Source organism: Nonomuraea sp. JJY05, from assembly GCF_043496855.1.
In the GTDB taxonomy this organism is placed as follows: domain Bacteria; phylum Actinomycetota; class Actinomycetes; order Streptosporangiales; family Streptosporangiaceae; genus Nonomuraea.
The window spans coordinates 305,993-332,431 of record NZ_JBIEIS010000001.1; the positions used below are offsets into that span (position 1 = coordinate 305,993).

Annotated in this window: 25 protein-coding genes; 16 read left to right on the top strand and 9 right to left on the bottom strand. The window is 71.1% G+C overall.

The features are described from left to right. The first annotated feature begins 61 nt into the window (after positions 1–61). Together ACFKCF_RS01390 and ACFKCF_RS01395 are read left to right on the top strand one after the other, a co-directional pair. Positions 62–529, top strand: a complete 468-nt coding sequence (locus ACFKCF_RS01390) for a hypothetical protein (RefSeq protein ID WP_394489724.1) — start codon at positions 62–64, stop codon at positions 527–529. Next, on the top strand, positions 526–999 hold the full coding sequence (locus ACFKCF_RS01395) for a ferritin-like domain-containing protein (RefSeq protein WP_394489725.1): 474 nt from the start codon (positions 526–528) through the stop codon (positions 997–999). Before ACFKCF_RS01390 ends, ACFKCF_RS01395 begins: the two co-directional genes overlap by 4 nt. A 22-nt stretch (positions 1,000–1,021) precedes the next feature. Here ACFKCF_RS01395 and ACFKCF_RS01400 read toward each other — a convergent pair whose 3' ends face one another. Beyond that, entirely contained in the window at positions 1,022–2,089 is a 1,068-nt protein-coding gene (locus ACFKCF_RS01400; RefSeq protein WP_394489727.1) for a DUF5937 family protein, read from the bottom strand. A gap of 68 nt (positions 2,090–2,157) precedes the next feature. On the opposite strand from ACFKCF_RS01400, the gene ACFKCF_RS01405 reads away from it, so the two are divergent. The 4 genes from ACFKCF_RS01405 to ACFKCF_RS01420 are packed head-to-tail and all read left to right on the top strand — an operon-like array spanning position 2,158 to position 6,029. Beyond that, positions 2,158–3,006, top strand: coding sequence for a hypothetical protein (locus ACFKCF_RS01405; protein ID WP_394489729.1), 849 nt, complete (start codon positions 2,158–2,160; stop codon positions 3,004–3,006). Next, the gene (locus tag ACFKCF_RS01410; protein WP_394489731.1) at positions 3,003–3,989 is read left to right on the top strand and encodes a Bug family tripartite tricarboxylate transporter substrate binding protein; all 987 of its coding nucleotides are present in this window, start codon (positions 3,003–3,005) and stop codon (positions 3,987–3,989) included. The genes ACFKCF_RS01405 and ACFKCF_RS01410 overlap by 4 nt, the downstream gene beginning before the upstream one ends. Next, complete coding sequence (locus tag ACFKCF_RS01415; RefSeq protein WP_394489733.1) at positions 3,986–4,528, top strand: tripartite tricarboxylate transporter TctB family protein; 543 nt, start codon at positions 3,986–3,988, stop codon at positions 4,526–4,528. The genes ACFKCF_RS01410 and ACFKCF_RS01415 overlap by 4 nt, the downstream gene beginning before the upstream one ends. Position 4,529: 1 nt before the next feature. Then, positions 4,530–6,029 carry a tripartite tricarboxylate transporter permease gene (locus ACFKCF_RS01420; RefSeq protein ID WP_394489735.1) on the top strand — a complete coding sequence of 500 codons (1,500 nt, stop codon included), beginning with the start codon at positions 4,530–4,532 and terminating at the stop codon, positions 6,027–6,029. Between the two features lie 477 nt (positions 6,030–6,506). On the opposite strand, the gene ACFKCF_RS01425 is transcribed toward ACFKCF_RS01420, so the two are convergent. After that, positions 6,507–8,249, bottom strand: a complete 1,743-nt coding sequence (locus tag ACFKCF_RS01425; protein ID WP_394489737.1) for a proline--tRNA ligase — start codon at positions 8,247–8,249, stop codon at positions 6,507–6,509. A 94-nt stretch (positions 8,250–8,343) separates the two neighbouring features. Beyond that, the gene (locus tag ACFKCF_RS01430) at positions 8,344–9,015 is read right to left on the bottom strand and encodes a hypothetical protein (RefSeq protein ID WP_394489739.1); all 672 of its coding nucleotides are present in this window, start codon (positions 9,013–9,015) and stop codon (positions 8,344–8,346) included. Positions 9,016–9,147: 132 nt separating this feature from the next. Here ACFKCF_RS01430 and ACFKCF_RS01435 point away from each other — a divergent pair, with 132 nt between their 5' ends. Next, a complete protein-coding gene (locus ACFKCF_RS01435) occupies positions 9,148–10,083 on the top strand; it encodes an acyl-CoA dehydrogenase family protein (protein WP_394489741.1) in 936 nt (311 codons plus the stop codon). 250 nt (positions 10,084–10,333) lie between these two features. Here the strand turns inward: ACFKCF_RS01435 and ACFKCF_RS01440 are convergent, their stop codons facing one another. After that, positions 10,334–10,819 (bottom strand): hypothetical protein, encoded by a 486-nt coding sequence (locus tag ACFKCF_RS01440; RefSeq protein WP_394489743.1) that lies wholly within the window; start codon positions 10,817–10,819, stop codon positions 10,334–10,336. Positions 10,820–10,910: 91 nt separating this feature from the next. Between ACFKCF_RS01440 and ACFKCF_RS01445 the strand changes: the two genes are divergently transcribed. From ACFKCF_RS01445 to ACFKCF_RS01470, 6 genes are all read left to right on the top strand, one after another. Further along, positions 10,911–11,978 carry an LLM class flavin-dependent oxidoreductase gene (locus ACFKCF_RS01445; protein WP_394489745.1) on the top strand — a complete coding sequence of 356 codons (1,068 nt, stop codon included), beginning with the start codon at positions 10,911–10,913 and terminating at the stop codon, positions 11,976–11,978. 55 nt (positions 11,979–12,033) lie between these two features. After that, a complete protein-coding gene (locus ACFKCF_RS01450; RefSeq protein WP_394489747.1) occupies positions 12,034–13,071 on the top strand; it encodes a hypothetical protein in 1,038 nt (345 codons plus the stop codon). Positions 13,072–13,116: 45 nt separating this feature from the next. Beyond that, complete coding sequence (locus ACFKCF_RS01455) at positions 13,117–14,616, top strand: AMP-binding protein (protein ID WP_394489749.1); 1,500 nt, start codon at positions 13,117–13,119, stop codon at positions 14,614–14,616. A 99-nt stretch (positions 14,617–14,715) separates the two neighbouring features. Next, the gene (locus ACFKCF_RS01460) at positions 14,716–15,381 is read left to right on the top strand and encodes an AMP-binding protein (RefSeq protein WP_394489751.1); all 666 of its coding nucleotides are present in this window, start codon (positions 14,716–14,718) and stop codon (positions 15,379–15,381) included. Positions 15,382–15,400: 19 nt separating this feature from the next. Beyond that, the gene (locus ACFKCF_RS01465) at positions 15,401–16,702 is read left to right on the top strand and encodes an FAD-dependent oxidoreductase (RefSeq protein WP_394489753.1); all 1,302 of its coding nucleotides are present in this window, start codon (positions 15,401–15,403) and stop codon (positions 16,700–16,702) included. Continuing rightward, a complete protein-coding gene (locus tag ACFKCF_RS01470; RefSeq protein WP_394489755.1) occupies positions 16,686–17,828 on the top strand; it encodes a DUF6986 family protein in 1,143 nt (380 codons plus the stop codon). Before ACFKCF_RS01465 ends, ACFKCF_RS01470 begins: the two co-directional genes overlap by 17 nt. A gap of 5 nt (positions 17,829–17,833) precedes the next feature. On the opposite strand, the gene ACFKCF_RS01475 is transcribed toward ACFKCF_RS01470, so the two are convergent. From ACFKCF_RS01475 to ACFKCF_RS01495, 5 genes are all read right to left on the bottom strand, one after another. Further along, positions 17,834–18,514, bottom strand: coding sequence for a copper homeostasis protein CutC (locus tag ACFKCF_RS01475; RefSeq protein WP_394489757.1), 681 nt, complete (start codon positions 18,512–18,514; stop codon positions 17,834–17,836). Positions 18,515–18,865: 351 nt separating this feature from the next. After that, positions 18,866–19,468, bottom strand: coding sequence for a GNAT family N-acetyltransferase (locus ACFKCF_RS01480; RefSeq protein WP_394489759.1), 603 nt, complete (start codon positions 19,466–19,468; stop codon positions 18,866–18,868). A 206-nt stretch (positions 19,469–19,674) separates the two neighbouring features. Beyond that, positions 19,675–20,412: a GntR family transcriptional regulator gene (locus ACFKCF_RS01485; RefSeq protein ID WP_394489761.1), complete on the bottom strand. Its 738-nt coding sequence runs from the start codon at positions 20,410–20,412 to the stop codon at positions 19,675–19,677. Positions 20,413–21,653: 1,241 nt separating this feature from the next. Further along, on the bottom strand, positions 21,654–22,100 hold the full coding sequence (locus ACFKCF_RS01490) for a Zn-ribbon domain-containing OB-fold protein (protein WP_394489763.1): 447 nt from the start codon (positions 22,098–22,100) through the stop codon (positions 21,654–21,656). Beyond that, positions 22,097–23,266, bottom strand: coding sequence for a thiolase C-terminal domain-containing protein (locus tag ACFKCF_RS01495; RefSeq protein ID WP_394489765.1), 1,170 nt, complete (start codon positions 23,264–23,266; stop codon positions 22,097–22,099). Before ACFKCF_RS01495 ends, ACFKCF_RS01490 begins: the two co-directional genes overlap by 4 nt. A 498-nt stretch (positions 23,267–23,764) precedes the next feature. On the opposite strand from ACFKCF_RS01495, the gene ACFKCF_RS01500 reads away from it, so the two are divergent. Genes ACFKCF_RS01500 through ACFKCF_RS01510 form a run of 3 tightly spaced genes read left to right on the top strand, consistent with a single transcriptional unit; the run spans position 23,765 to position 26,434 of the window. Continuing rightward, complete coding sequence (locus tag ACFKCF_RS01500) at positions 23,765–24,376, top strand: flavin reductase family protein (protein ID WP_394489767.1); 612 nt, start codon at positions 23,765–23,767, stop codon at positions 24,374–24,376. A 34-nt stretch (positions 24,377–24,410) separates the two neighbouring features. After that, positions 24,411–25,652 (top strand): acyl-CoA dehydrogenase family protein, encoded by a 1,242-nt coding sequence (locus ACFKCF_RS01505; RefSeq protein WP_394489769.1) that lies wholly within the window; start codon positions 24,411–24,413, stop codon positions 25,650–25,652. Between the two features lie 11 nt (positions 25,653–25,663). Beyond that, a complete protein-coding gene (locus ACFKCF_RS01510; RefSeq protein ID WP_394489771.1) occupies positions 25,664–26,434 on the top strand; it encodes an SDR family oxidoreductase in 771 nt (256 codons plus the stop codon). Positions 26,435–26,439: the final 5 nt, after the last annotated feature.

Sequence of the window (26,439 nt, forward strand, 5' to 3'; positions counted from 1 at the left end):
GCGCCTGCCCATGGGCGGCTTTCCCGTCGGTCGGCTCCACCGTCACTGGAGGTCCTAGCCCGTGCGCCCGCGTCACCTCTCCCGGCGAGTCCTGCTGGCGGGCGGAGCGGCCGCTCTCACCGCCTGCAGCACCACCGTCCCGCCGCAGCCGTCCGTCCAGGCCTCCGACTCGCCCGAGACCACGCTGCTGAAGGACCTGATCGCGGAGAAGGAGCGGACGATCGCGCTCTATTCGTCGCTGATCTCGGGCGGGGCGCAGAAACTGGTGCCGTTCCGTGACCGCCATCAGGCTCACGTGAACGAGCTACGCAAATACGTCACCGCGGCCTCGGCGCCGCCCGCCACCTCCGCCTCCACCCCGACTCCCGCTCCCAAGCCGTCCCTGTCCCGCCTGCGCGACCTGGAGCGCAAGGCGGCGGCCCTGCGGATCCACCAGCTCGACGGCGTCTCACCGGGCGTGGCTCAGCTCATCGCCAGCATCGGGGCCTGCGAGGCGGCCCACGCACTCGCCCTGCCGAGGTCGCTGTGAACCCCGACGACGTCGAGAAACTCCGCAAGGCGCTGGCCGCCGAGCACGCCGTGCTGTTCGCGTACGGGCTGCTGGGGGCGCGGACGTCGGGGTCGCTGCGGGCCAGGATGAGCGCGGCCTTCGACGCCCACCGGGCGCGCCGCGACCAGCTCCGCACGTTGATCACGGCACGGGGCGGGCGGCCGGCCGAGCCCGACGCGTCCTACGCGCTGCCCTTCTTCCCCTCCGGGCCGGCGCTGGCGGCCAAGCTGGCGGTGCACCTGGAGACCGGCGTCACGGCCGCCTACCTGGAGCTGGCCGCCGCGCAGGACGTCTCGCTGCGTCGCTACGCCGCGCAGGCCATGCAGGAGGCGACGACCCGCTCGTACGCCTTCCGCCCCGCCCAGCCCCCAGCCTTTCCCGGCATGCCCGCGGCGGCGCCGCCTCCCTCCCCGCCCTCGTCGCCCTCGGCGTCGCAGGAGGGCGGCTGACCCCCTGCGGTACGCGGGCTCTTCACCGGTACAGGACGGAGAGCAGGTCGGGGCCCAGGCGTTCGACGGCGTCGGCGTCGAGCTGGTAGTAGACGACCGAGCCGCGCCGGTGGGTGTGCACGAGCTGGGCTTCCCTGAGCCTGCGCAGGTGCCTGGAGACCTGGGGCGCGGTCATGCCGAGCTGGATGGCCAGCTCGGAGGTGGCGACGGGGTTGCGCAGGATCGCGTACGCCAGCCGCAGCCTGGTCGGGTCCTGCAGCGCGGCGAGCCGGCGCCTGGCCGTCTCCAGCGTCGGCGTGGCCGCGCCGTCGGCACTGTACTGGATGACGACCGGGTAGCCGGGGTAGTGCTTGATCACGAAGTGCGGCCGGCCGTGGACGGTCGGGACGAGCAGGCAGGGCCGCCCCTCGTCCACGCGGGCGGTGGCGTTGTAGAGCTTGTCGAACACGATCCGCAGCGGCCCTCGCGCGCCGGACGACGTGGAGGCGGTGGGGAGGTCGGCCAGGGCCAGGGGGCCGCGCCGGTGTAGATCGCGTACGCGTTCGGCACGGTCGCGGTCGAGGGCCGGGCGCAGCGACGGCCATTCGGCGTCGAAGGCCGCGGCGGCGAAGTCGGCGAGGAAGCCGAGCAGCTCACCGCGGAACGCCTCGGGGTCGGCGCGCAGCCGGGCGCCGATCTCCATGCGGCTGGAGGAGATCAGCCGCAGCCGGTGCAGCACCTCGTCGCTGAGCCTGGGCGCCAGCTCGGTGTCGTTCTTGCCGATGAGGGCCTGCACGGTCATCGCCACGAAGTCGCCGATGGGCAGCCCGGCCACCTCCCGCAGCTCGCCGGCCAGCGTGCGCGCCGGCCCCGCCGACAACGGCAGCAGGTAGCGGGCGCGGAAGGCGCTCCAGAGCGGCGCCCAGGCGGCGGCCGTGGCCAGCACCTCGCTGCCCAGCCCGGCGTGCGCCCTGGCCACCCAGCTCGCGCTGCCGGGGTGGTGGCCGGGCTCGTCGAGGGCGTGGAGGCAGGCGCACAGCTCGGCCAGCGGCGACCGCTGGACGGCGACGGATCCGGTGCCGGGGGAGTCGAGGAGGAGCGTGACGGCCACCCTGCACATTACCGCGTTGACGTCAATCTGCTTGAGAGTCACCGAGTGTTTGCCCAGGCTGTGGCGTCATGGCTGAGGAACTGCACGTGGTCAAGCACCCGACCGGCTTCTATTCGGCGGGTGCGACGACCGTATTCGCGTCGAGGTACGACCAGAGGCTCTCCTACTGCTTGTACGTGCCCTCCGCGCACGACCCGGACGGCGCTCCCCTACCTCTGGCGGTTCTCCAGCACGGCACGGGACGGCGCGGACCGCAGTACCGGGACAACTTCGCCGAGTGGGCCGAGAAGCACGGCTGCGTCGTCCTGGCCCCGCTCTTCCCCGCCGGCATCGGCGACGACCCCCACGACCTGCACAGCTTCAAGTTCCTCAAATACGGCGACATCCGCTTCGACCACGCGCTGCTGGCCATGGTCGAGGAGATCGGCGCGCGCTTCAACGTACGGACCGAGCGGTTCCTCCTGCACGGGTTCTCCGGCGGCGGCCAGTTCGTGCACCGCTTCGCCTACCTGCACCCCGACCGGCTCACCGGATTGTCAATCGGTGCACCAGGGCGGATAACGTACATCGATCGCGGCAGCCCGTGGTGGACCGGGCTGAAGGGGTTCGAGGAGGAGTTCGGCAGCGCTCCCAGATTCGAGGAGCTTCGTGACGTGCCGGTGCAGATGGTCGTGGGCAGTGCGGACGTGGAGACCTGGGAGATCAACAACCAGGGCGACTCCAACTGGATGGACGGCGCCGACGCCCACGGGGTCACCCGCGTCGAACGGCTCAAGGCGCTGCGCGACAACTTCGAGGCCCATGGCATCGGAGTGCGGTTCGACGTCGTGCCGGGCGTGGGTCACGACCCGATGCTGGTGCTCGAGCCGGTCAAGGACTTCTTCGCATCGATCCTCACCCCCCGGGAGTCATCATGAAGATCAAGCTGTTGGCCGCCGCCGCGGTGGCCGTGACGCTCAGCGGCTGCGCCGTGGGCGAGGCCGCCGAATCGGGCGGCGGCTATCCGAGCAAGCCCCTGTCGATCATGGCGCCGGGCAGCCCCGGCGGCGGCTGGGACACGCGGGCGCGCGGCATCGCCGGCACGCTCAGCGAGTGCAAGGTGGCCGACGTTGACACCACGGTCACGAACGTGCCCGGCGCGGGCGGCACCATCGGGCTGGCCCAGTTCGCCAAGAAGAAGGGCGACCCGTACCAGCTCATGGTCATGGACAGCGTGACCATGCTGGGCGGCATCGTGAACAACAAGTCGCCGGTCGACCTGTCCACCCTCACCCCCGTGGCCGGGCTGAGCCGGGGGCCGACCGCGATCGTGGTGGCGGAGAAGTCGCCGTACAAGGACCTGAAGTCGCTGCTTGACGCCATGGAGGCCAAGCCCCACAGCGTCAAGTGGACGGGCGGCTCGCTCGGCGGGCCGGGTCAGATGACGGTGGCGGGACTGGCCAAGGAGCGGAATGTCGCCGCCAAGGACGTCAACTTCGTGCCCACGGCGGGCGGCGGCGAGTCCCTGAACCTGCTGCTCAGCGGCGCCGCCACGGCCGGCATCGACACCGTCGCCGAGCTGCGCCCGCAGATCTCCGCGGGCGAGCTGCGGGTGCTGTCGGTGGACTCGGAGCAGCGGGTGGCGGGCATCGACGCGCCCACGATGAAGGAGCTCGGCCTGGCCAACGCGGCGATCTCCACGCTCGCCGGCGTGCTGGCGCCCGCGGGGCTGACCAAGGAGCAGCAGCAGGACATCATCGGCCTGCTGGACAAGGTGCGCCAGACGTCGTGCTGGAAGAAGGTGCTCGAGCGCAACAACTGGGTCGAGGACTGGCGGCCGGGCGACCAGTTCGGCCAGGTGCTGGCCCAGCAGCGCACTCAAGTGACTGCCATCCTGGGCGAACTGGGGCTCGGCAAGTGACGCAGCGGATCGTCTCGCTCGGATTCCTGGCGGCGGCCGTGGTGGTGCTGGCCCAGGCGTTCGCGATCCCGCAGGGCGAGGGCTACCAGGCGGTGGGACCGCGCGCGTTCCCGCTGCTGGTGGGGGCCGGGCTGGCGGTGGTGTCGGTCATCGGGGTCGTCCAGGCCTTCAGACCTGGTACGCCGGAGCCGGACGTGACACCCTCGGCCCCCGCCTTCAGACCTGGTATGCCGGAGCCGGACCTGACACCCCCGGCCCCCGCCACCACCGACGTCGGCGGTGAGGCGGCGGAGAAGCCGCACTGGCCCTCCGTCCTCCTCCTGATCGCCGCCCTGGCCGCCTACGCGCTCCTCCTGGTCCCGGCCGGCTACTGGCAGGCGACCACCGCCTTCTTCGTCGCCGTCGCCAGGGTGCTGGGCAGCAGGAGGCTCATGCGCGACGTGCTCGTGGGGCTGGCGCTGGCGCTGGCCACGTACTTCCTGTTCGACCGGCTCCTCGGCATCTCGCTGCCGCCGGGCCTGGTCAGATTGGCGATCTGAGATGGACGTGCTCGGCAACCTGCTGGACGGCTTCGGCCACGCGCTGAGCCTGCAGAACCTGCTGCTCGCCATGCTCGGCGTCACCGTCGGCACGCTGGTCGGCGTGCTTCCCGGGCTCGGGCCGGCCACGACGATCGCGTTGCTGCTGCCGCTGACGTTCGTGTTCGATCCGGTAGGGGCGTTCGTGATGTTCGCCGGCATCTACTACGGCGGCATGTACGGCGGCTCGACGACCGCCATCCTGCTCAACATCCCGGGCGAGACGGCCTCGATCCCCACGACGCTCGAGGGTTATCCGATGGCCAGGCGCGGCCGGGCGGGGGCGGCCCTGGCCACGGCGGCGATCGGGTCGTTCGTGGCGGGCACGATCTCCACGGTCGTCATCACGTTCCTCGCCCCCGGCATGTCGAACATCGCCAAGCTGATCCAGCCGGCCGAGTACTTCTCGATCATGGTGCTCGCGTTCGTGACGGTGACCTCGCTCATGGGGGACTCGATCGTACGGGGGCTGTCGAGCCTGTTCCTCGGCCTGACGATCGGGATGGTGGGGATCGACCAGATGACCGGGCAGCCGCGGTTCGCGTTCGGCGTGCCGGATCTCTACGAGGGGTTGTCGGTGGTGGCGGTCGCGGTGGGGCTGTTCGCGGTGGCGGAGGCCATCTCCACGGCCGCCTCCCGGCACCAGCCGGCGCAGCCTCCGGTCACGGTCGCCGGGAAGGTGGGGATGACCCGCGAGGACTGGCGCAGGTCGTGGAAGCCCTGGCTGCGCGGGACCCTGTTCGGCCTGCCGATCGGGTCGCTGCCCGCCGGAGGCGCCGAGCTTCCCACGTTCCTGAGCTACAACGTCGAGAAACGGCTGTCCAAGCACAAGGAGGAGTTCGGCCAGGGCGCGATCGAGGGCGTGGCCGGTCCCGAGGCGGCCAACAACGCGGCCTTCTCCGGGGTCCTGGTGCCGTTGCTGACGCTGGGCATCCCGACGTCGGCCACGGCGAGCATGCTGCTGATCGCGTTCCAGATCTACAACGTGCAACCTGGGCCGCAGCTCTTCGACCAGCAACCGGTGCTGGTGTGGACGCTGATCGCCAGCCTCTACATCGGGAACGTGATGCTGCTGGTGCTCAACCTGCCGCTGATCCGGGTCTGGGTGAAGCTCCTCACCGTCCCCGCCGCCCTCCTCACCGCCGCCATCCTGACCTTCGCCACGCTGGGGGTCTACTCGATCTCCCAGAGCGTCTTCGAGGTGCTGGTGGCGTACGGGTTCGGGCTGCTGGGCTGGGTCCTGCACCGGGCCCGGTACCCGGTGGCGCCGCTGATCCTGGGAGCGGTGCTGGGGCCGCTGATGGAGGTCCAGTTCCGCCGCGCCCTGGCCTTCAGCGAGGGCGACCCCTCGATCTTCGTCACCCGCCCGGTCTCCCTGGCCATCCTGCTCATCGCAGCCGCCTGCCTGATCGCCCCGCCCCTCCTTCGCCGCCGTACCAGAACCCCCGTCCCCACTGCCTGAACACCTCCGCCCGTCACCCGCGTGCCCTCCCCCACGCCGCCCCGCCGGAACGGCACGCGACGCAGGCCGACCGCAGCGACGTTCAACGGCAGCGGCAACACAGCGGCAGCGGCGCAGCGGGCCCGACAGCGGCGCGATACAGCGGCGACGCCCCCAAACGCGCCGCGTCGGCGAGACGGCGTACGGCGGAGTCCGGCGCACGTGCACGGCGGCCAGCCACCCGAGCGGTGCTCGCCTTGCGGCACCCGGCACGACGTGGTGGCGGGAGCTGGGCCCGAAGCCCGACGTGGTGGCGGGAGCTGGGTGCGAAGCCCGAAGCCCCCTTAAGCGCATCACCACCCAGGGGGCATCCGCTCCCGAGGGCGCAGCGCCTCCAGGGGTGCGTTATCCCTGGAGGCGGGCCGAAGGACGGCGCGCCAGGCCCTCGTGGAAGGGCCCGGCGCAAAGGGTCGGGCGCGAAGGGTCAGGCGCGAAGGGTCAGGCGAGGGCGGCGATGATGCGGTCGGCGGCCTCGGACAGGGGGATCTCCGACTTCTCCCCGGAGACCCGGTCCCGAAGCTCCACGACCCCCTGCGACAGCCCGCGCCCGACCACCACGATGGTCGGCAGGCCCAGCAGCTCGGCGTCCTTGAACTTCACGCCCGGCGAAACCGAAGGCCGGTCGTCCACGAGGACCCGCACCCCCCGCGACTCCAGCTCGGCCCCCAGCTCCAGGGCCGCCTCCACCTGGTTTTCCTTGCCGGTCCCGACGATGTGCACGTCCGCGGGAGCGACCTCGCGGGGCCACACGAGCCCGAGCGCGTCGTGGGCCTGCTCGGCGATTACCGCCACGGCCCGGGAGACGCCGATGCCGTAGGAGCCCATCGTGATGCGGATCGGCTTGCCGTCGGGGCCCAGGGCGTCGAGGCCGGCGGCGTCGGCGTATTTGCGGCCGAGCTGGAAGATGTGGCCGATCTCGATGCCGCGGTCGATGGACAGGCCGGAGCCGCACCGGGGGCAGGGGTCGCCGGCGCGCACCTCGGCGGCCTCGATCGTGCCGTCGGGGGTGAAGTCGCGCCCGGCCACCACGTTGGCGGCGTGCTTGCCCGGCTCGTTGGCGCCCGTCACCCAGGACGTGCCGGTGACGACCCGGGGGTCGACGAGGTAGCGGATGCCGAGCGAGCTGAGGACCTGCGGGCCGATGTAGCCGCGTACGAGCCCGGGGTGCTTGGCGAAGTCGGCGGCCTCGAAGATGGCGGGCTCGCCGGGCGCCAGCGCCGCCTCCAGGCGCTTGAAGTCGACCTCGCGGTCTCCGGGCACGCCGATGATCAGCGTCTCGACCTTGTCGGAGCCCGGCGTGGTGACCTTGACCACGACGTTCTTGAGCGTGTCTGCGGCGGTGACGGACAGGCCGTGGTGCTCGTTGACGTACGACACCAGCGTCTCGATGGTCGGGGTGTCGGGCGTGTCCATGACCTGCAGCGGCGCCGCGTCCTCGATCGAGCGGGCGGCGGGCGCGGGCGTGACGACGGCCTCGGCGTTGGCCGCGTAGCCGCACGGGTGGCAGGCCACGAACGTGTCCTCACCGGTGGGCGTGGGCGCCAGGAACTCCTCCGACGCCGACCCGCCCATCGCCCCCGACTGGGCGAACACGATCTTGTAGTCGATGCCGAGCCGGTCGAAGGTGCGGATGTAGGTGTCGCGGTGCTGCTCGTAGGAGTGCTTGAGCCCGTCGTCGTCGAGGTCGAACGAGTACGAGTCCTTCATCAGGAACTCGCGCCCGCGCAGGATGCCCGCCCTGGGCCGGGCCTCGTCGCGGTATTTGGTCTGGATCTGGTAGAGGGTGACCGGATAGTCCTTGTACGAGGAGTATTCGCCCTTGACCATGTCGGTGAAGAGCTCCTCGTGCGTGGGGCCGAGGAGGTAGTCGGCGCCCTTGCGGTCCTGGAGCCGGAAGAGCGTGTCACCGTATTCGGTCCAGCGGCCGGTGGCCTCGTAGTATTCGCGGGGCAGCAGGGCGGGGAAGAGCACCTCCTGACCGCCCATCCGGTTCATCTCCTCGCGGACGATCCTGGTGACGTTCTCCAGCACCATCTTGCCGAGAGGCAGCCAGGAGTAGATGCCGGGGGCCACCCGGCGAACGTAGCCGGCGCGGACCAGGAGCTTGTGGCTCGGCACTTCCGCGTCTGCCGGGTCGTCCCGCAGGGTGCGAAGAAACAACGACGACATGCGCAGCAACACGGCTACTCCTTGCTCGAACCTGGATGTGAAGGATTACAGGCTATCGACTCCGGGTGGCGCCGCGCGCGAGCTTATCCAGCAGGTCCCGCAGGACTCAGACCGTCAAAGGGATCCAGCCGGACACGAAAGCGGCCAGAAACGCCGTGAACAACCCGGCGAACACCGCCGACAGCGCGAGCGCGCGTACCCGGCCCCAGCCGTTCCTGCGCAGCACGAGCACCAGCACGACGGACAGCAACCCGATCGACAGCGCCGGCACCGGCCAGAACGACCGCTCGCTGTCGATGAACCCCGGCGTCGCCCGGTCCACCACGTCCGCGATCAGCGCCGCGCCGACCGCGCCCGCCGCGAGGTCGCCCCAGACGTCCTCCCTGCGGGTGGCGAACGCCAGCAGCCCCAGGCCGACGAGCAGGGCGAGCGTCCAGTTGAGCCCGGCGGCGCTGCCTCCGACGACGTCGAAGGCCACGTCACCCTTCAGCGCGCTCGCGCCCAGGGCCGCGACCAGCGTGGAGGCCACTGCCAGGAACGTCGTCAGCAACGCCCACCCGAACCCCGACGCCGTGGCGCCCACGGCCAGCGACAGGCCGAGGTAGACGTACGGGTCGTAGATCTGGCCGACCCATGCGGGGCCCTTGCCGGCGAGGAGCATGCCGACGAGCCCGACGGCGAGTCCTCCGAAGAAAGCCGACAGAAGGTGACGTTCGATGCCGCGCTGCCGCCGGTCGTATTCGGCGAGGTCGGCATAGTCGATGCTGGTGTCGTTCATATCCATTTCCCTGGTCAACCCTCCCCCGGGTAACCCTTGGGATGACCAGTGCCAGATTATGTGACCGTACAAAAAAGGCAAATTTCGGTCACCCGGATGCCAAACAAGCAATCGCTTGGTTAATATTGCTCCGTGGCACTCCCCGATGAGCTCCGCGCCGTCGTCCGCGACTACCTCGCCGACCGGCCGGACGCACCGTGGCAGGCTTTCGCGCGAGACGTGGGGATCGCGGGGCTGCTCGTCCCCGAGGAACACGGAGGGGCGGGATGCGGTCCGGCCGAAATGGCCGCCGTGAGCGAGGAACTGGGCCGGGCGCTGTCTCCCCACCCGTTCCTGCAGACGGCGGTGATGGCCGTCGAGGCACTCAAGGCGAGCGGGGCGCACGACCTCCTCCCGGCGCTGGCCGACGGCGCAACGACCGCGACCGTGGTGGCGCCGGGCGAGGGCACCCTCCGGCTGGAGTCGGGCCTGCTCACGGGCGTGGCGCCGTACGTGCCGGCGGGCGAGCTGGCGCTGGTCTACGTGGACGGCCTGCTGGTGGCGGCCGTGCCCGCCCGGCGCAGGACGTACCGGACCATGGACGAGAGCCGGCCGCTGCAGGAGCTCTCCTTCCAGGACACCCCGGTACGGCGGCTCGGTGACGGCTCGTCGTGGACCCGCGTGCGCGACCTCGGGATCGCCGCCCTGGCCGCCGAGCAGGTGGGCGGGGCGCAGCGGTGCCTGGAGATGGCGGTGGAGCACGCGAAGCGGCGGCGGCAGTTCGGGCGGCCGATCGGGTCGTTCCAGGCGATCAAGCACAAGCTCGCCGATCTGCTGCTGGTGGTGGAGTCGGCCAGGTCGGCCGCCGGGGTGGCGGCGGTCGACGAGGTGTACGCGGCGATCGCGGGGTCGTACTGCACGGAGGCGTATCTGGCGGCGGCGGGTGAGAACATCCAGGTCCACGGCGGGATCGGGATCACCTGGGAGCATCCCGCGCATCGCTACCTCAAGCGTGCCACCTCGGACGCGCAGCTCTTCGGGCCGCCACAGGCCCATCGCGCCCGCCTGGCGGCCCACGCCCTCGGCTAGCGTTCCGGGCCCACACCTGCAGCCCGCCGCGCTTCGATGGAGGTCCCTTCACGGAGGAGGGAAGCGGCGGTGCCGGGCAGAAGTCCCCAGGAGGCAAGCTGGGCGGCGGGCCGAGGTCCAGAGGGGGAAGCAGCGGTGGTGGCCGGTGGAGGTCCCTCCGGGGGTGCGGATGGGGGGTGCCTTCGAGGGGGTTCCGATGGGAGTGCCTTCGAGGGGAAGGAGCGGAGGTTGCGGCGGGAATGGGAGCGGGTCAGCCGCCGAGGAGTTCCTCCCAGGGGTGGCGGGTGTTGGTGCGGCGGGTGGTGTCGAGGGCTTCGGCCAGGCGCCAGAAGCCGGGCCGCTCCCGTACGGTGGCCCGCCCGATCGGGTCGATGGCGCGCAGCTCGAACCGCACCCCCATCACGTCGAGCACGGCCGAACCGCTGCTCCCCGGCCCGGCCTCGGTGACGAGCGGGCCGTCGTAGTCGGGGTCGCGCACCTGCTGGGCCAGCAGTGAGGCCACCTCGGACGCGTACGGCCCGTCGCGCCACTCGACGTGCCAGCTGTGATCGGCCCCGCGCCACCACGTCAGGTCGCGGCACGACTCGATGAAGTCGGCCTCGGTCGCCAGCGCGGCCATCACCCGGCCGAACGCCTCATACCTGCGGGCGCTGGTGAGCGAGAGGTCGTCGTCGGCGAAATCGGGGAACAGGCCGTCCTTAGGCCGCCGCAGCGCGTGCTTTCGCTTCACAGGCATCCACTCTGATCGGGTCCGCGCCCTTCCCGCAAGTGTTCGCTGCTGATACGCTCTACCAAGCGAGCGCTTGGTTCACTACTTCGGAGGCGCGATGACGTCCCTAAGGATCAGCCTGGGGTATGAGCTGGAGGTCCGCGGTCGCACCCGCGAAGTGGAGCAGCAGACGTTCCGGAACGTGGTCGACCAGGTCGTGCTGGGCGACCGCCTCGGGTTCGACACGGCCTGGTTCGTGGAGCACCACTTCACCAGGGGCTTCTCCCACTCCTCCGCGCCCGACCTGGTCCTGGCCGCCATTTCGCAGCGCACCGAGCGCATCCACCTGGGGCTCGGCGTCGTGCTGCTGCCGTTCCAGTCCCCGATCCGTACGGCGGAGCGCGTCGCCACGCTGGACGTGCTGAGCGGCGGCCGGGTGGAGTTCGGCACGGGGCGGGGAGCCTCGCCCCTGGAGTACCAGGCGTTCCAGCGGCCGTTCGAGAAGTCGCGGCAGATCTGGGAGGACTCGCTGGAGGCGACGCTGGCCATCTGGCAGGCCGACGGCGAGCCGGTCAGCCGCTCGAACGAGTTCTTCGAGATCCCCGACGTGGCCGTCTACCCGCGCCCGGCCCAGCGGCCGCACCCGCCCGTGTGGGTGGCGTCGACCTCGCTGGAGGGCTATCTGGCGGCGGCCAAGCACGGGTACAACCTGCTCGGCATGACGATGCTCAAGGGCATCGACGACGTGGCCTCCGACATCACGAAATATCGGGAATGTCTGGCGGAGCACGGCTTCGACCCCGCGAGCCGTCGCGTCGCCCTGATGATCCCGTGGTACGTCGCCCCCACCCGCGACGAGGCGACCGCCTCGGCCGCCGACGCGGTCCTGTGGTACATCCGCCGCCAGGTCAACCTCGTCACCCCGCCCGACTACTACGACGCCCGCCACGCCACCCACCGGGTGCTGGGCCAGCTCGCGGCCGGGATGCCGCCGGAGGAGTCTATGGCCACGCTGCGGGAGCACCTGATGGTGGTGGTCGACGACGTGGAGGGCTCACGCAAGGCCCTGGCCAGGATCGCCGAGGCGGGCGCGACGGATCTCATCATCCAGGCGCAGGTGGGCGGGCTGGCGCATGAGCGGGTGTGCGACTCGATGACGCTGTTCATGACCGAGGTGGCACGTTGACGGCCCGCCCTCACGCGATGCCCCGGACGCTCGACCGTACGGAGATGGTGCTTTGATGGCCCGCTGGCTCACTCGTGACGACCTCGGTGCCGCCGCGCGCTCCGCCACCGGGCTCCTGCTCGTCTCCCCCGACCTGTCGAGCGCCGTCCCGCTGGACCCCCGCGACCACGTGCTGACCGCCAAGGCCCTGCGCGAATGCGGGGTCGGCGAGCGCGAGCGCGTCGTGGTGGCCCTCGCCGAACCCGCCGGGGCGCTCTGGACGGCCGCCGCGGCCGACGTGGCCGAGACCGCCGCCGACGTGGGCCCGCGCGGCCGGATGCGCCTGCACCACGCGCTGACCGCCCTCAAAGCCTCCACCCTGGTCAGCACGCCGACGGGCGCGATGGACTTCCTGGCCCGCCTGCACCTGGAGTTCCTGCTGGACCCGCTGGACCTCGGGCTCAGGAACATCGTCCTCACCGGCGAGATCGCCTCCAAGCGGACGATCGCCCATCTGGCGGGAGAGTTCGAGGCCAGGGTGACGGAGGTGTTCGCGAGCCCGTTCACCGGCGGCGCCCTGGCGTGGCGGGCGTCGGAGGACGACCCGCTCACCCCGCTCGCCGACGACGTGCTGGGCCTGGCGGCGCTGACCAAGGACGACTCCCCCGACCCCGCGGCCGAGCTCGCCGAGCTGGTCATCACCCCCGCGGCCGGTGACACCGTGCTCAGGACCGGCCAGGTCGCCCGGCTCGGCGGCGCGGGCATCCCCGCACCGGTCCACACGGTGGGCGACCACGTGCTGGTCAGGGGCGTGTGGCTGGCGCTGCCGCGCATCGAGAAGGCGCTGTCCAAGATCGACGGCGTGTCCGGCTGGGACCTGTCGATCAGCCGCCAGGGGACGCTGGACGCGGCCGTGCTCACGGTCACGTTCGGCCGGGCGAGCCTGGTCCGCAACCCCATGTGGAAGTCGCGGATCCAGCAGGCCGTCCGGGCGCTGACGCCCATCTCGATCGACGTGGAGATCGCCCAGGACGTCTCCGAGACCCCGGCACCGGGCACGGTGAACGACCTGCGCGGCCACCACCTCGGAAGGGACCGCGCTCTCATCACCTAGGGGCAACCGATGGCACCGATGCCGGGCTGGGGAACGCTCCCCCGCATGCTTCGCGACCAGGCAGAAAACCACCCCGGCGCCGTCGTGGTCGCCGAGGGCGGCACGCGGATGACGCTGTCCGACCTGCGGGCCTCGGCGGCCGAGATCGCCCGCGGCCTCATCGCCCTCGGCGTCGGGCCCGGTGACCGGGTGGCGCTGTGGGGGGTGAACTCGGCGTTCTGGGTGCGGCACGCGTTCGGCATCTGGGACGCGGGGGCCGTCATCGTGCCGCTCTCGTCCCGTTTCAAGGGCATCGAGGCCGCCCAGCTGATCGAGAAGACCGGCGCCAAGGTGCTCATCACCGGAGCGGGCCCGTCGGCCGCCCCTCTCGCCGGCCTGCTGCCGCCCCTTTCCGGTCTGCGCCGCCCGGACGACTTACCCGCCCTGGGCAGGCGGGTCTCCGCGCAGGAGGCCGAGGGACGGGCGCTCGCCGTGCGCCCTGACGACCTGTGCGAGATCATGTCCACGTCGGGCACCACCGGCGTGCCCAAGGGCGTCATGATCGACCACGCCCAGGTCCTGCGCGGCTACTGGGACTGGTCCGAGATCGTCACCCTCGACGACCGCGACCGCTATCCGATCATCGCCCCGTTCAGCCACGGGTTCGGGCTGAACGCGGGGCTCGTCGCCTCCGTCCTGCGCCGGGCCACGATGCTGCCGATCCCCGTCTTCGCCCCCGACGCCCTGATGTCGCTGATCTCCTCCGAGCGGATCACGGTGCTCGCGGGGCCGCCGACGCTCTTCCACCGGATACTGGACGAGCTGGACCGCCGGTCCTGGGACGTGTCCTCGCTGCGCGTGGCCATCTGCGGCGCCGCCGCCGTTCCCGCCAACCTGATCACGCGGCTGGTGGAACGGGTCGGGCTGGAGCGGATGATCAACGCGTACGGGCTGATGGAGGGCACGGTCGTCTCCATGACCCGCGCCGGGGACCCCGTCGACGTCATCGCCGGCACCACCGGCCGGACCGTGCCCGGGATCGAGGTGCGGATCGTGGACGACGACGGCAAGGAGGTCGCCGCCGGGGAGCGCGGGGAGATCCTGCAGCGGGGTTACGGGGTGATGCGGGGGTACTGGGGCGAGCCCGCGCGGACGGCGGAGGTCGTCGACGGCGACGGGTGGCTGCACACGGGCGACGTGGGGGTGCTGGACCGGTCGGGCAACCTCGCCATCGTGGATCGCAAGAAGGAGCTCTTCATCGTCAACGGGTTCAACGTGTCGCCGGCCGAGGTGGAGTCGCTGCTGCTGCGGGAGGGCTCGCTGGCGCAGGTGGCGGTCGTGGGCGTGCCTGACCCGGTCAGGGGGGAGGCGGGGGTGGCGTACGTCGTCCCGCGGCCCGGGGTCACCGTCGATCCGGCGGGGCTGACCGCCTGGGCCAAGGACAACATGTCCACCTACAAGGTGCCCAGGCGGGTCGTGGTGGTGGACGCGCTGCCGGTGAACGTGAACGGCAAGGTGGACAAGCTGGCGCTCCGTACTTCGGCCGAGGCTCTTTTGCGGGAGTGAGCTCCATGTCCCGCAAGGTGAGAACGGGGGCACGAAGCCGTCTGGCGAGGCTCCAAGGCGGGTAGGGTCAAATTAGCGCCATCTGCCCCAGGAGCTGCCATGTTGCGCCTGTTGGCCGGGGAGGCCGCACGTAGATTCGGGGGGCGCGCCGCTGTCGTCGCCGGCTCCACCGTGCTGACCTTCGCCGACCTGGATCGGCTCTCCGATCAGGTGGCCGCCGGGCTGGCCCATCGAGGTACGCGCATCGGCGACGTCGTGGCGCTGGCGCTCCCCGACGGGCCCGAGTTCGTGATCTGCTACGTGGCGGCCGCGAAGATCGACGCGGTGACGGCCGGCATCGGGACCGAACGCCCGGAACTGCTGGCCCGGCTGGACCCGGCCCTCGTCCTGTCCGCCGGCGCGCCCGCCCCGCCCGAGCTGATCAGGGCGTTGCGGGACAGATACCGCGTGCCTGTGTGCAACCGCTACATCTGCTCCGAAGCCGGGCTGGGGCTCGGCACCCGGCCCGACGACCCGCCCGAGGACGCCGAGGTCTGTGTCGGCAGGCCACGGGACGGCGTGGACGTATCGATCAGGAACGCCGACGGACGCGTACTGTCAGATGAGGACGAAGGCGAGGTGCTCCTCCGCTCCGAGGCGGTGATGAGCGGCTACGTTGGCAAGAGCATCGATCATGCGGTGTTCGCGAGAGACGGGTTCATCCGGACCGGGGATCGGGGATACCTGGATCACACCGGCCGGTTACATCTGGTGGGACGCGTGTAACCGAGTCTTAGGAGGCAGCGTGGCGTTGCACGTGGCGGTCATCGGGTCGGGCCCCGCCGGGATCTACACGGCCGAGGCTCTGGTGAAGCAGTCGGCCGAGCCCGTCGAGGTCGATGTCCTCGAACGCCTGCCGACCCCGTACGGGCTGGTCAGATACGGCGTCGCGCCCGACCACACGTCGATCAAGTCGATCGCCAACTACCTGCGCAAGGTGCTCGAGCTGCCCGAGGTCCGCTTCCTCGGCGGCGTGACGCTGGGCGAGCACGTCTCCGTCGAGGACCTGCTGGGCGCCTACGACGCGGTCGTCTACTGCACGGGCGCGATGGTCGACAGGAAGCTCGGCATCCCCGGCGAGGACCTGCCCGGCAGCGTGGCGGCGACCGACTTCGTCAACTGGTACTGCGGGCACCCCGACGTCGATCCGGGGCGGTTCACGCTCGACAGCTCCGAGGTCGCGGTGATCGGCGTCGGCAACGTGGCGGTCGACGTCGTACGCGTCCTGGCCAAGACCCACGAGGAGCTGCGGTCCACGGACGTGCCGCACGACGTGCTCGAACGCCTCGAGGCCAGCCAGGTCAAGGCCATCCACATGATCGGCCGCCGCGGCCCCGAGCACGCCAAGTTCACCCTGAAGGAGCTGCGCGAGCTGGGCGAGCTGGCCAACGCCGACGTCTGCGTGCGCCCCGACGAGGCCGTCGTCCTGGGGGGCGACTTCCCGCGCCAGGTCCAGGGCAACATCAAGGTCCTGCAGTCGTGGGCCGCCCGCAACCCGGTGGGCCGCCCGCGCCGCCTCGACGTGCGCTTCTGGCTGCGGCCCGTGGAGATCCTCGGCACCGAGCGGGTGGAGGGCCTCAAGCTCGAACGCACCCGCCTGTCGGAGGAGGGGCGCGTGGTCGGCACGGGCGAGTTCGAGACGCTGCCGGTCGGCATGGTGCTGCGTTCGGTGGGCTACCAGAGCGTGCCGCTGCCCGGAGTGCCGTTCTCGGAGAAGACCATGACCGTGCCGAACGAGGCCGGGCGGGTGCGCGACCGCGAATACGTGGCAGGCTGGCTCAAACGCGGCCCCACCGGGGTGATCGGCACCAACAAGTCCGACGCGGCGGAAACGGTTCGCACGCTCCTCTCCGACCTCTCGGACGGCCCGCGGGTGAGCGGCGGGGCCATCGACGCGCTGCTGGCCGCGCGCGGGGTGCGTCCCGTGACGTACGAGGAGTGGCTGGCGATCGAGGCGGCCGAGGGCGAGCTGGCCAGGTCCCTGGGCCGGGGCGAACGCGTCAAGCTGGTCGGCCTGGAGGCAATGCTCCGTGCGTGCCGTTCCTGAGGGGTTCGACGAGGCCTACCGGCTCCAGCAGGCCCGGTTCCCCTCCACCGCCCCGGACTGGCAGCCGGTCCACACCGTCTACGTCCCGGCCGACCGGTTCTCGATCCGCACCCTGTCCGAGTGGCGCGATCAGGCCTTGTCGCTGGTCAAGACGCATCTGCCCGACCCCGCCGCGCTGGCGGAGGTCTTCGGGGTGCCCGGCGGGCCGGCCGCCGCCGCGCACCCCAAGATGATCCAGAAGCTCTCCTCGGAGCCGATCGAGGACCTGCGCATCGACTTCGAGGACGGGTACGGCGTACGTCCCGACCTGGTGGAGGACGACCACGTGGCGCAGGCCGTCGAGGCGGTGGCCACGATGCACGCGGCGGGCACGCTGCCGCGGCGGTGGGGGCCCCGGGTGAAGTCGTTCGCCGACGGCGATCCCGCACGGTCGGTGCGCACGCTCGACCTGTTCCTCTCGGGGCTGATGGAGCGGGCCGGCGAGCTGCCGCCGGGCTTCACGGTGACCTTCCCCAAGATCCTCATGGAGGCCTACCTCGGCCAGTTCACGGAGGTGCTGGGCCGGCTGGAGGAGAAGCTGGAGGTGCGGCTGCGGTTCGAGATGCAGGTCGAGGCGCCGCAGACGCTGCCCTTCCTGCGCGGGGACCTAGCGGAGTCGCTGGGCGGGCGGCTCGCGGCGGCGCATTTCGGGGTCTTCGACTACACGGCCGCGATCGGGCTGCCGCCGCACGAGCAGCGGCTGGACCACCCGGCGTGCGATCATGCCCGGCACGTGATGCAGACGGCGTTCGCGGGCACGGGGGTGGAGCTGTCGGACGGGTCCCTGGCCGCCGCGCCCGCCTCCGGGCTCACCGGTGACGTGCACGCGCTGTGGCGGCGGCACGCCGAGCTGGTCAGGCATTCGCTACGGCACGGCTTCTACCAGGGGTGGGACATGCACCCTTCCCATCTGGTGAGCCGCTTCGCCACCGTTTACGCCTTCCACCTCGAGCGCTATGACGCCTACCGGGAGCGGGTCAGCGCGTGGGAGGAGCAGCGGGAGGCCGGGGGCGGCGTGATGGACGAGCCCGCCACGATCCGCACGCTGGCGGCCGCCCTCAGGCGCGCGGACGCGGCCCTGCCCTGACGGTCTCAGTCGCGTTCGACCAGGGACCGCCACTGGCGTACCAGCCGCCACTCCACCGGGTCGGACCAGCTCGCCCGCACGGCTGAGCCCACGTGGAAGGCGCGGACGCCGTAGTCGAGCAGCGCCGGCACGTGCGCCGGCTTCAGCCCGCCCCCGGCCAGGATGATCGAGCCGTCACCGGCGTCGGCGCGCGCCCTCAGCACCGGCAGCCCCTCCCCCACCCCGTTGGGCGAGCCCGAGGTGAGCACGGTGGCCAGGTTGGGCAGCAGCCGCACGGCCCGCCAGGACGCCTGGACGTCGGCGGCATGATCGACCGCCCGGTGGAACGTCCACGGCAGCGGCGAGACGGCGTGGATGAGCGCCTCGGTCGCCGGGAGATCGACCTTCCCCGAGCCGTCGAGGAACCCGAACACGAACCCCGCCGCCCCGGCCTGCGCCAACGCCTTGGCGTCCCGGCTCAGGCGGTCGAGCACGTCGGGGTCGGCGATGAAGTTGGCGTCACAGCGGAGCATCACCATCTGGGGGAGAGGGCACTCCGCGGCGATCGCGGCAACCGTCTCCGGGGAGGGGGTCAGCCCGTCGGCCGCCATGTCGGCGACGACCTCCAGCCGGTCGGCTCCACCCTGTTCGGCGGCCACTGCGTCACGCACGTTGAGGGCGATCACCTCGAGCAGGGATCCGGTCATGGAGGAGAGGTTATATGGTGCTCTGCACCGTTCCGCCGCCGATCACACCAAAAAGTCCCCCCATGGACCTGCCTCCTCGCCCAGAGGCCCGCTCCAGGCGCCCAAACGCTCCCACAGCGCCGCACAACCAGAGCCCGCCGCTGGACCACGCCACCCGCCCCAGCCCCCGCCACACAAGCCCACAGCCCACCGCGCCCGCCGCTGCACGTGCGCCTGTGGACGCCACCGCCATCGCTCGACGGTGCCTGCGCCTTGGTATGCGAGGCACGGCGTCACCCCCGCCGGGGCGGAGGAGGCGGGAGGCGCGCTTGGCCCCGATCCCCATGGGACCGGGGCCGAGAGTGCGGAGTGTCAGGCGGAAATGAGTTCGGCCATGGTCAGGTCACGGAAGGCCGTGGTGGCCAGGTCCCCTGACGGGCGTTCGAACAAGGCGCCGGACGCGCGGTGGGGAAGGTCCACCGTGCGGACGTGGCGGAACCCGCGCCTGCGGTAGTAATCCTGCAGCCGCCGGTTCCCCTTGGCGCAGTCCAGCCGCAGCCACGGCAGCCCGGCCGCGTGGGCGGAGGTGCAGGCCCAGTCGAGGAGGGCGTCCCCGAGGCCGCTGCCGGACCAGGGACGGGCCACGGCGAGCTTGTGGACATAAAGGGCAGCCCCGGGGTCGTCGTCGAGTGTCCAGAACTCGGGGTCCGCGTGGTCGTCGAGGGCTATGGTGGCTACCGGCGGGGCCGATTCGTCGGGGTCGAGATATCTGAGCTCGTCGTCGAGCACGAACAGCACCCGCTCCTCGATGAGCGGCACGATGCGCTCGGGGCCGAACCCCCCGCGCGGCCACTGCCGCACTCCTTGCGAGTAGAGCCACTCGGCGGCGTCCGCGAGCAGCGTGAGTACGCCGGGAAGGTCCTCGGGCTCCGCTCTGCGAAGCGCGAGCGGGTGAAGCAGCGTGTTCGTGTGCATAATTACTCCCGTTGCGTAGGGTTTACGCGCATACACAAAGCGTGATGAAGCAATGGTGCGCGTAGCCGAAAATGGGGCCTCAACCCGATATATATGGATAAATGGCGATTTAGGGGAGTATGCACGACTCCCCTAGGCCAGCGAGGCGGCTAATTTCTCGCTGCGCCCGGCCCCAGCCGGCGGGATCACCCCTTCAACCGAGCTCGTTAGCGGCCATCGAGCTCGTATCTGATCAAATGTTTGTCGGCGGGCAGCACCGACACCGCGACACGCACTGGCATGTCGGCCCCGTCGTACCCAACTCGGACATACACCATGACTGGCGTACCGAGCTCGAGCTGGAGGCGCTCGGCCTCCTCCTGGTTGGGCATGCGGGCCCAGATGTCGTCGCTGACGCGCACCTGCGCATGCCCCAGCTCCTCCAGCACCCGGTTCGCCCCTCGCGCGATGTCTCCGGGCCTGGCGATCTCAGAGTCGGCAACCAGATCACGGGGGAAGTAGGAATCGTTGGTGTTGTACGGCTGGCCGTCCACGAAACGCAGACGACGCCTCACCACCGCCAATTCCCCGTCAGCCAACTCCAGTCTGCTGGCGATCTCCTCGACGGGAGAAACCGTCAGCACCTCGATGTACTGGCTTGGCTCGCGGCCTTCCTGCGCCACGGCATAGGCGAAGGCTTCCCGCAGTTCCCCAGAAGGTTGTGGCTCCAGCTCCCGCTGCGGATAGATCAGCAGCGGCCGGCGGTCTCTGACCACGGTTCCGCGCCGCGGCGTGCGCGTGACAAGCCCCTCATTGACGAGCTCGCCCAGGGCCAGCCTTACGGTGTTCCTGCTCACCCCATGGTCTTCCATGAGCTGCGCCTCGGTCGGCAGCTGTGATCCCGGGCCGAGGACACCCGAGTAGATGGCTCGACGCAACTCCGCAGCCACCTGCTGATACAGCACCGACCTTGCCACTTTCACCCCTTTTGTTCCAACAATTTAGACGATCTGGTTCTAGCAGGCCACAACCCCTTGACCGAACCGCCTCCACCGGCCCATCATCCATTCGTTGGTACAAATCCATCTAAAGGCCGGTGAGGGGGTGAAGGCCAGTGTTGCCGGTCCGCACGGGTACGCCATACCTGCCCTGGCATGCCCCTTACGAAGCAACACGTTTACTGCGTTACGAGTTGCGTCGCCAGGGGTTCACCCACACCTACCAGAGCATGGGCATCGGTGTGCACGAGCTATCGGTGTTGACTGAGCTGACCGTGTGGTGCAATGACGGATCCTTTGTCTGGAATGAGGAGGGTGGCGCCCCCGTCACGCACCCCATTGATGACCCGGTTGGTGCAGCTCAACGCATCGCCGCACGTTACCGGCAGCGGGAGCTTTCACACTCCCCCATCGACTCCGTGCGCGAACCAACGGTCTAGGACTCCATCCCTCGCCGGAGTCCTGGCGCCGTCGCGCACGGGACAGGAAGCGCGTCCTGGCGGGTCCCCCACGCCCGCCAGGGCGCGTTTTCCTCCAAGGGACCAACGCCGCGCATCGCGCCTTCCCGCCACGGGCGGGGGCCGCGCCCTTCCAGGCGGATCCCGCGCCCCAGACACGCGAGCGACCGCCGACCGCATGGATCCCCAGGCGCCCGCCGGCCTCCAGGCCCGCACCGATCCCCAGGCGCCCGCCCGCCTCCGAGTCCGCGCCGATCCCCAGGTGCCCGCCGCCCTCCGGATGCGCACGTCACCAAAGGTCCTCGCCGACCCCGAAGCACTCGCCGTCGCCCAGAACGGCCACCCACCCCATGAGGCCCTGACCGACCCCGAAGCGTTCACCGTCGCCCAGAACGGCCACCAACCCCATCCTGTACGGTCACCACGGGCGACCCCACCCGCCGACCATGGCCGGGCCCCGTCCAGGGAGACGCTTCTCCGGTGTGCGGGGCCGGGCGCCGTCACGGCACGGCACGACCGGCTCGGTGGTTTCGTCGGGGACCGGCGGGCAGCAAGGATCGCGACCCGTGACCCGCAGGTCACACCCGCCACCGAGATCCCATCAGTCATGGTCTGCCGCCAGTCCGAGCCGTCCGCGCCGACGCCTACTGCCATCATCATCAACCCTCGGAGCCGAACCTGGGGGCTGCTTCGTGATGGTGGGACTGGTGGGATTTTCCGGTACCAATCCAATTTCCGGAGCAAGGTCAACTAGCGGGAGGATTTGCGCTGGACCGGATGAGCATCCAGATTCCCGTCATCGTCCACCGGCGCCCAGTCGACCAGGGTCAACCGCTCGTCGACCCGGCGGTAGGCGGCCCGGACCCGCCGGCCGCGCTCCGGAGAGCCGTCGCCGCGCCAGTTCCCGTACACGAAGCACCCCGGCACCGCCGCCAGCCGGACCATCACCACCACGTACGGCACCCCGAACCCCGGCATGAACGGCTGATGGTTGACGATCCAGCTCTCGACCACCCCCTCGGGCTCCACCTCCCGCCAGTGCCACGCCTCCGTGCGGCACTCGGGACAGAACGCCCGCGCCGGGAAGCGCACCGCCCCGCACCCATCACACTCCTGAACGGCGAACTCCTGCCCGGCGACCCGCTCCCACCACTGCCTGGAGTCCCGGTCGGGTTCGGGCCGGTAGGCCGTCATCATGATCTCCTCAGGATCAGGGCGGAGGTGGCCGGAAGGATGTAGCCGGGCTGCGCAGTGGACAGCGCGACCTCGGCCCCCGGCACCTGACGGTCCCCCGCGTCGCCTCTGAGCTGGGAGACCGCCTCGGCGATGTGGTTGATGCCGTGGACGTAGCCCTCGGACAGGAAGCCGCCGTGGGTGTTGACCGGGAGGGGGCCGTCCGGCGCCGTCGCGCCCGACGCCACGTACGGGCCGCCCTCGCCCTTCTCGCAGAACCCGTAGTCCTCGAGCTGGACGATCACCGAGTACGTGAAGCAGTCGTACAACTCGGCCACGTCGACGTCCTCCGGCCCCAGCCCGGCCTGCGCATAGAGGCGCGGGGCCAGGGCGGCGGCCGCGGTCACCGTGGGGTCGGCGGACGGGCCCGAGAGGTGGGAAGTGCCACCGCCCCCGGCCGCGGCCGAGATCAGCACCGGGGGGCGGCGGAGGGAGCGGGCGCGTTCGGCCGTGGTGACGACCACGGCGCAGGCCCCGTCCGTCTCCAGGCAGCAGTCCAGCAGCCGGAACGGCTCCGCGATCCACCGGCTCGCCAGGTAGTCGTCCAGGGTGATGGGGGTGCGCATCAGGGCGCGCGGGTTCTTGGCCGCGTTGGCGCGCTGGGTGACGGCCAGTTGTCCGAAGTGCTCGGCTTGAGTGCCATATTTCAGCATGTGCGCTCGGGCGTACATGGCGTACTGCTGCGGCGGCGCCACATACCCGTACGGCGCTTGATACTGCACCTCCGGGCTCACCGGCACGCCCCGGCCGGTACCGCCCATGCGGAACTCGGAACGGGCGTTGATGGCCCGGTAGCAGACGACCGTCTCGGCCACCCCGGCCGCCACCGCCAGCGCCGCCTGTCCGACGACCGCGTGCGAGACGCTGCCGCCGCCGAACTGGTCGAGGTGCCAGGCGAGGTCGGTCAGGCCCAGCGCGGGGGCCACCAGCGTGGGAGCGGCGGAGTCGCCGACGCGGTGCGTGGCCAGCCCGTCCACCTCGCCCACCGCCAGCCCCGCGTCCTCCAGCGCGGCCAGCACGGCACGGCAGGCCAGCGTGAGGGTGCTGACGCCCGAGTCCTTCGTGAAGGGGGTGTAGCCGACCCCGGCTATCGCGGTGCGGTCTCGGACGTCAAGCAAGCGCTTGGGCACAAACGTCACGTTAGGCCGGAAATTTCCCCCATGTCAACGCACCCCCACCCACCCGCCTCCCCCGGAGGGCCCCGCATCGGACGGAACGCATCGCACCTGAGATGGCTGGCCGCACGATGGCTGAACGCCGCACGGTGAGTGCCCCACGGTGAACGCCGCACGGTGCGCCGCCCGCGACCGTGGGTGGTGCCGTGGGCGGTGTGGGTGGTGGCGTGGCGAGGGGGCGTGGCGAGGGGGCGTGGCGACGTGGCGTGGCGACGTGGCGTGGCGACGTGGCGTGGCGACGTGGCGTGGCGACGTGGCGTGGCGACGTGGCGTGGCGAGGGGGGTGTTATCCCCGTAGGGCGCCTGCGTGGACGGGGCGGGAGGGCGCAACCCGGTGCCGGCGGCCCGTTGCGCGCGGAGGGCACGCGAACTTGACATGGTTTCCTCGTTCGACCTACCGTCCAAGCAAGCGCTTGGTATAGTGGGCGCAGACGGTGGACTAGGAGGCGGACCATGAGCACACACGCTGCCCGGCTCGTCGCGCCGGACGGCTGTCGCGGCCTTCCGACGCCCCCTCAGCGCAGGATTCGCAACGGAGCCGCCATGCAAACCGGCCCTTCACCCCACAGCGCGAACGGTCACCTCGACAGCCGCCGCTTCCGGCAGGTGCTCGGGAGGTTCGCGACCGGTGTGGTGGCGATCACGGCGGTCGATCCCACGAACAGCCTGCCGTGCGGCCTGGCGGCCAACTCCTTCACCTCGGTCTCGCTCGACCCGCCCCTGGTGGCGTTCTGCGTGGCTTACACCAGCAGCAGCTGGCCCAAGGTGCGCGGCGCCAAGGTCATCACCGTCAACGTGCTGGCCGAGCACCAGCAGGCGGTGTGCGCCCAGATGGCGACCAAGGGCGGCGACAAGTTCGCGGGCCTGGAGTGGACCGGCTCCCCCGGCGGCAACCCGGTGCTCGAAGGCGCGCTGGCCTGGATCGACTGCGCGATCGAGGCCGAGCACCCGGCGGGTGACCACATGATCGTGGTGGCCCGGGTGCTCCAGCTCGACACGCACTCCGAAGGCGGCCCGCTGCTGTTCTTCCGCGGGGGCTACGGAGGCTTCGTTGAGCGTCTCTGATGGGCGCGCAGGATCAGAACGGAAGACTCCGAGCGTGCCGGGGCTGCGGGAAGAGGCGCGGGCCTGGCTGGAGGAGGCGCTGAGCGGTGAGTTCGCGCACGTCAGAGGGCTCGGCGGGCCCGGGCGCGAGCACGAGGGGCACGAGCTGCGGCAGGCGTGGGAGCGCCATCTCGGCAAGGCCGGGTGGACCTGCCTGGGCTGGCCCGAGCGGTACGGCGGCCGTGCCGCGTCTTTGGAGGACCAGGTCGCGTTCTACGAGGAGTACGCCAGGGCCGACGCCCCCGCCAGGGTGGGCCACATCGGCGAGGGGCTGATCGGCCCGACCATCCTCGAGTTCGGCACCGACGAGCAGAAGGACCGCTTCCTGCCGCCGATCCAGCGCGGCGACGAGCTCTGGTGCCAGGGCTACTCCGAGCCTGAGGCGGGCTCCGACCTGGCCAACGTGCAGACGAAGGCACACCTGGAAGGCGGCGAGTGGGTCGTCACCGGGCAGAAGGTGTGGACGTCGCTGGCGCACGTGGCCGACTGGTGCTTCGTGCTGTGCCGTACCGAGCCCGGCTCGCAACGGCACAAGGGGCTGTCGTACCTGCTCGTCCCCATGGACGGGCCGGGCGTGGACGTGCGGCCGATCGTGCAGCTCACCGGTACGTCGGAGTTCAACGAGGTGTTCTTCGACGGCGCGCGCACGGCGGCGGGGAACATCCTCGGAGCCCCGGGCGACGGCTGGCGGGTCGCGATGGCCACGCTCGGTTACGAGCGCGGCGCCTCCACGCTCGGGCAGCAGATCGGGTTCAGGCGGGAGCTGGCCAAGGTCATCGAGACGGCCGGCCGGACGGGCGCGATCGACGACCCGGTGCTGCGCGACAGGCTCGTCCAGTCGTGGCTGGAGCTGGAGATCATGCGGCTGAACGCGCTCCGGATGCTGCGCCCGGACCCGGGGCCCGAGGTGTCGATCGCCAAGCTCTACTGGTCGGAGTGGCACAGGAGGCTGGGGGAGCTGGCACAGGCCGTGCAGGGCAAGGCCGGGCTGGTGGCCGAGCCGGCCGAGCCCACCCACCCCGGCCGACCCGGCGATCCCGCCGACCCCTCCCACCCCGACGGGCTCGAAGAGCCCGGCCACCCCGCCGACCACGGCCGGCCCGCTGACCCCGGGCAGGGCGAGTTGAACGAGTTGCAGCGGCTCTTCCTGTTCAGCCGCGCCGACACGATCTATGCCGGATCCAGCGAGATCCAGCGGAACATCATCGCCGAGCGCACCCTGGGACTCCCCCGCTGATTGGAGCACGGATGCCCCCGTACCCGAAGGCGCACGGACTGCTCGACGGCAAGGTGACGCTCGTGACGGCCGCCGCAGGGGCGGGCATCGGCTACGCGACCGCGAGGCGCTGCGCCGAGGAGGGCGCCACGATCGTCGTCTCGGACCGGCACGAGCGCCGCCTGGCCGCCGCCGCCGACGCGCTGACCGAGCTCACCGGCGTCAAACCGCTGGCCGTGCCGTGCGACGTGACGTCCGAGGCTCAGGTGCTGGCGCTGTTCGACGCGGTGGTGGAGGCGCACGGCAGGCTGGACGTAGTGGTCAACAACGCCGGCCTCGGCGGTACGGCGCCGCTGGCCGAGATGACCGACGAGCAGTGGCACGCGGTCATCGACGTCACCCTCAACGGCACCATGCGCTGCACCAGGGCGGCGCTCAGGCAGATGATCGCCCAGGGCTCCGGCGTGATCGTGAACAACGCCTCGGTCATCGGCTGGCGGGCCCAGCACGGGCAGTCGCACTACGCGGCCGCCAAGGCCGGGGTGATGGCGCTGACCAGGTGCGTCGCGCTGGAGGCCGCCGAGCACGGCGTGCGGGTGAACGCGGTGGCGCCCTCGCTGGCGGTGCACCCGTTCCTGGCGAAGGTGACCAGCGAGGAGCTGCTGGCGGAGCTGGCGGCCAAGGAGGCGTTCGGGCGGTCGGCGGAGCCGTGGGAGGTGGCGAACGTGATCGTCTTCCTGGCCAGCGACTACTCCTCGTACATGACGGGTGAGGTGGTCTCGGTCTCCTCGCAGCATCCGTGACGATA

What these genes read in the sequence shown, in the direction of transcription:
- ACFKCF_RS01405 (WP_394489729.1), top strand. Translation starts at nt 2,158, where the DNA reads ATGGCTGAGGAACTGCACGTGGTCAAGCACCCGACCGGCTTCTATTCG.
- ACFKCF_RS01410 (WP_394489731.1), top strand. Translation starts at nt 3,003, where the DNA reads ATGAAGATCAAGCTGTTGGCCGCCGCCGCGGTGGCCGTGACGCTCAGC.
- ACFKCF_RS01420 (WP_394489735.1), top strand. Translation starts at nt 4,530, where the DNA reads ATGGACGTGCTCGGCAACCTGCTGGACGGCTTCGGCCACGCGCTGAGC.
- ACFKCF_RS01430 (WP_394489739.1), bottom strand. Translation starts at nt 9,015, where the DNA reads ATGAACGACACCAGCATCGACTATGCCGACCTCGCCGAATACGACCGG.
- ACFKCF_RS01440 (WP_394489743.1), bottom strand. Translation starts at nt 10,819, where the DNA reads ATGCCTGTGAAGCGAAAGCACGCGCTGCGGCGGCCTAAGGACGGCCTG.
- ACFKCF_RS01445 (WP_394489745.1), top strand. Translation starts at nt 10,911, where the DNA reads ATGACGTCCCTAAGGATCAGCCTGGGGTATGAGCTGGAGGTCCGCGGT.
- ACFKCF_RS01450 (WP_394489747.1), top strand. Translation starts at nt 12,034, where the DNA reads ATGGCCCGCTGGCTCACTCGTGACGACCTCGGTGCCGCCGCGCGCTCC.
- ACFKCF_RS01455 (WP_394489749.1), top strand. Translation starts at nt 13,117, where the DNA reads ATGCTTCGCGACCAGGCAGAAAACCACCCCGGCGCCGTCGTGGTCGCC.
- ACFKCF_RS01460 (WP_394489751.1), top strand. Translation starts at nt 14,716, where the DNA reads ATGTTGCGCCTGTTGGCCGGGGAGGCCGCACGTAGATTCGGGGGGCGC.
- ACFKCF_RS01475 (WP_394489757.1), bottom strand. Translation starts at nt 18,514, where the DNA reads ATGACCGGATCCCTGCTCGAGGTGATCGCCCTCAACGTGCGTGACGCA.
- ACFKCF_RS01480 (WP_394489759.1), bottom strand. Translation starts at nt 19,468, where the DNA reads ATGCACACGAACACGCTGCTTCACCCGCTCGCGCTTCGCAGAGCGGAG.
- ACFKCF_RS01490 (WP_394489763.1), bottom strand. Translation starts at nt 22,100, where the DNA reads ATGATGACGGCCTACCGGCCCGAACCCGACCGGGACTCCAGGCAGTGG.
- ACFKCF_RS01500 (WP_394489767.1), top strand. Translation starts at nt 23,765, where the DNA reads ATGAGCACACACGCTGCCCGGCTCGTCGCGCCGGACGGCTGTCGCGGC.
- ACFKCF_RS01510 (WP_394489771.1), top strand. Translation starts at nt 25,664, where the DNA reads ATGCCCCCGTACCCGAAGGCGCACGGACTGCTCGACGGCAAGGTGACG.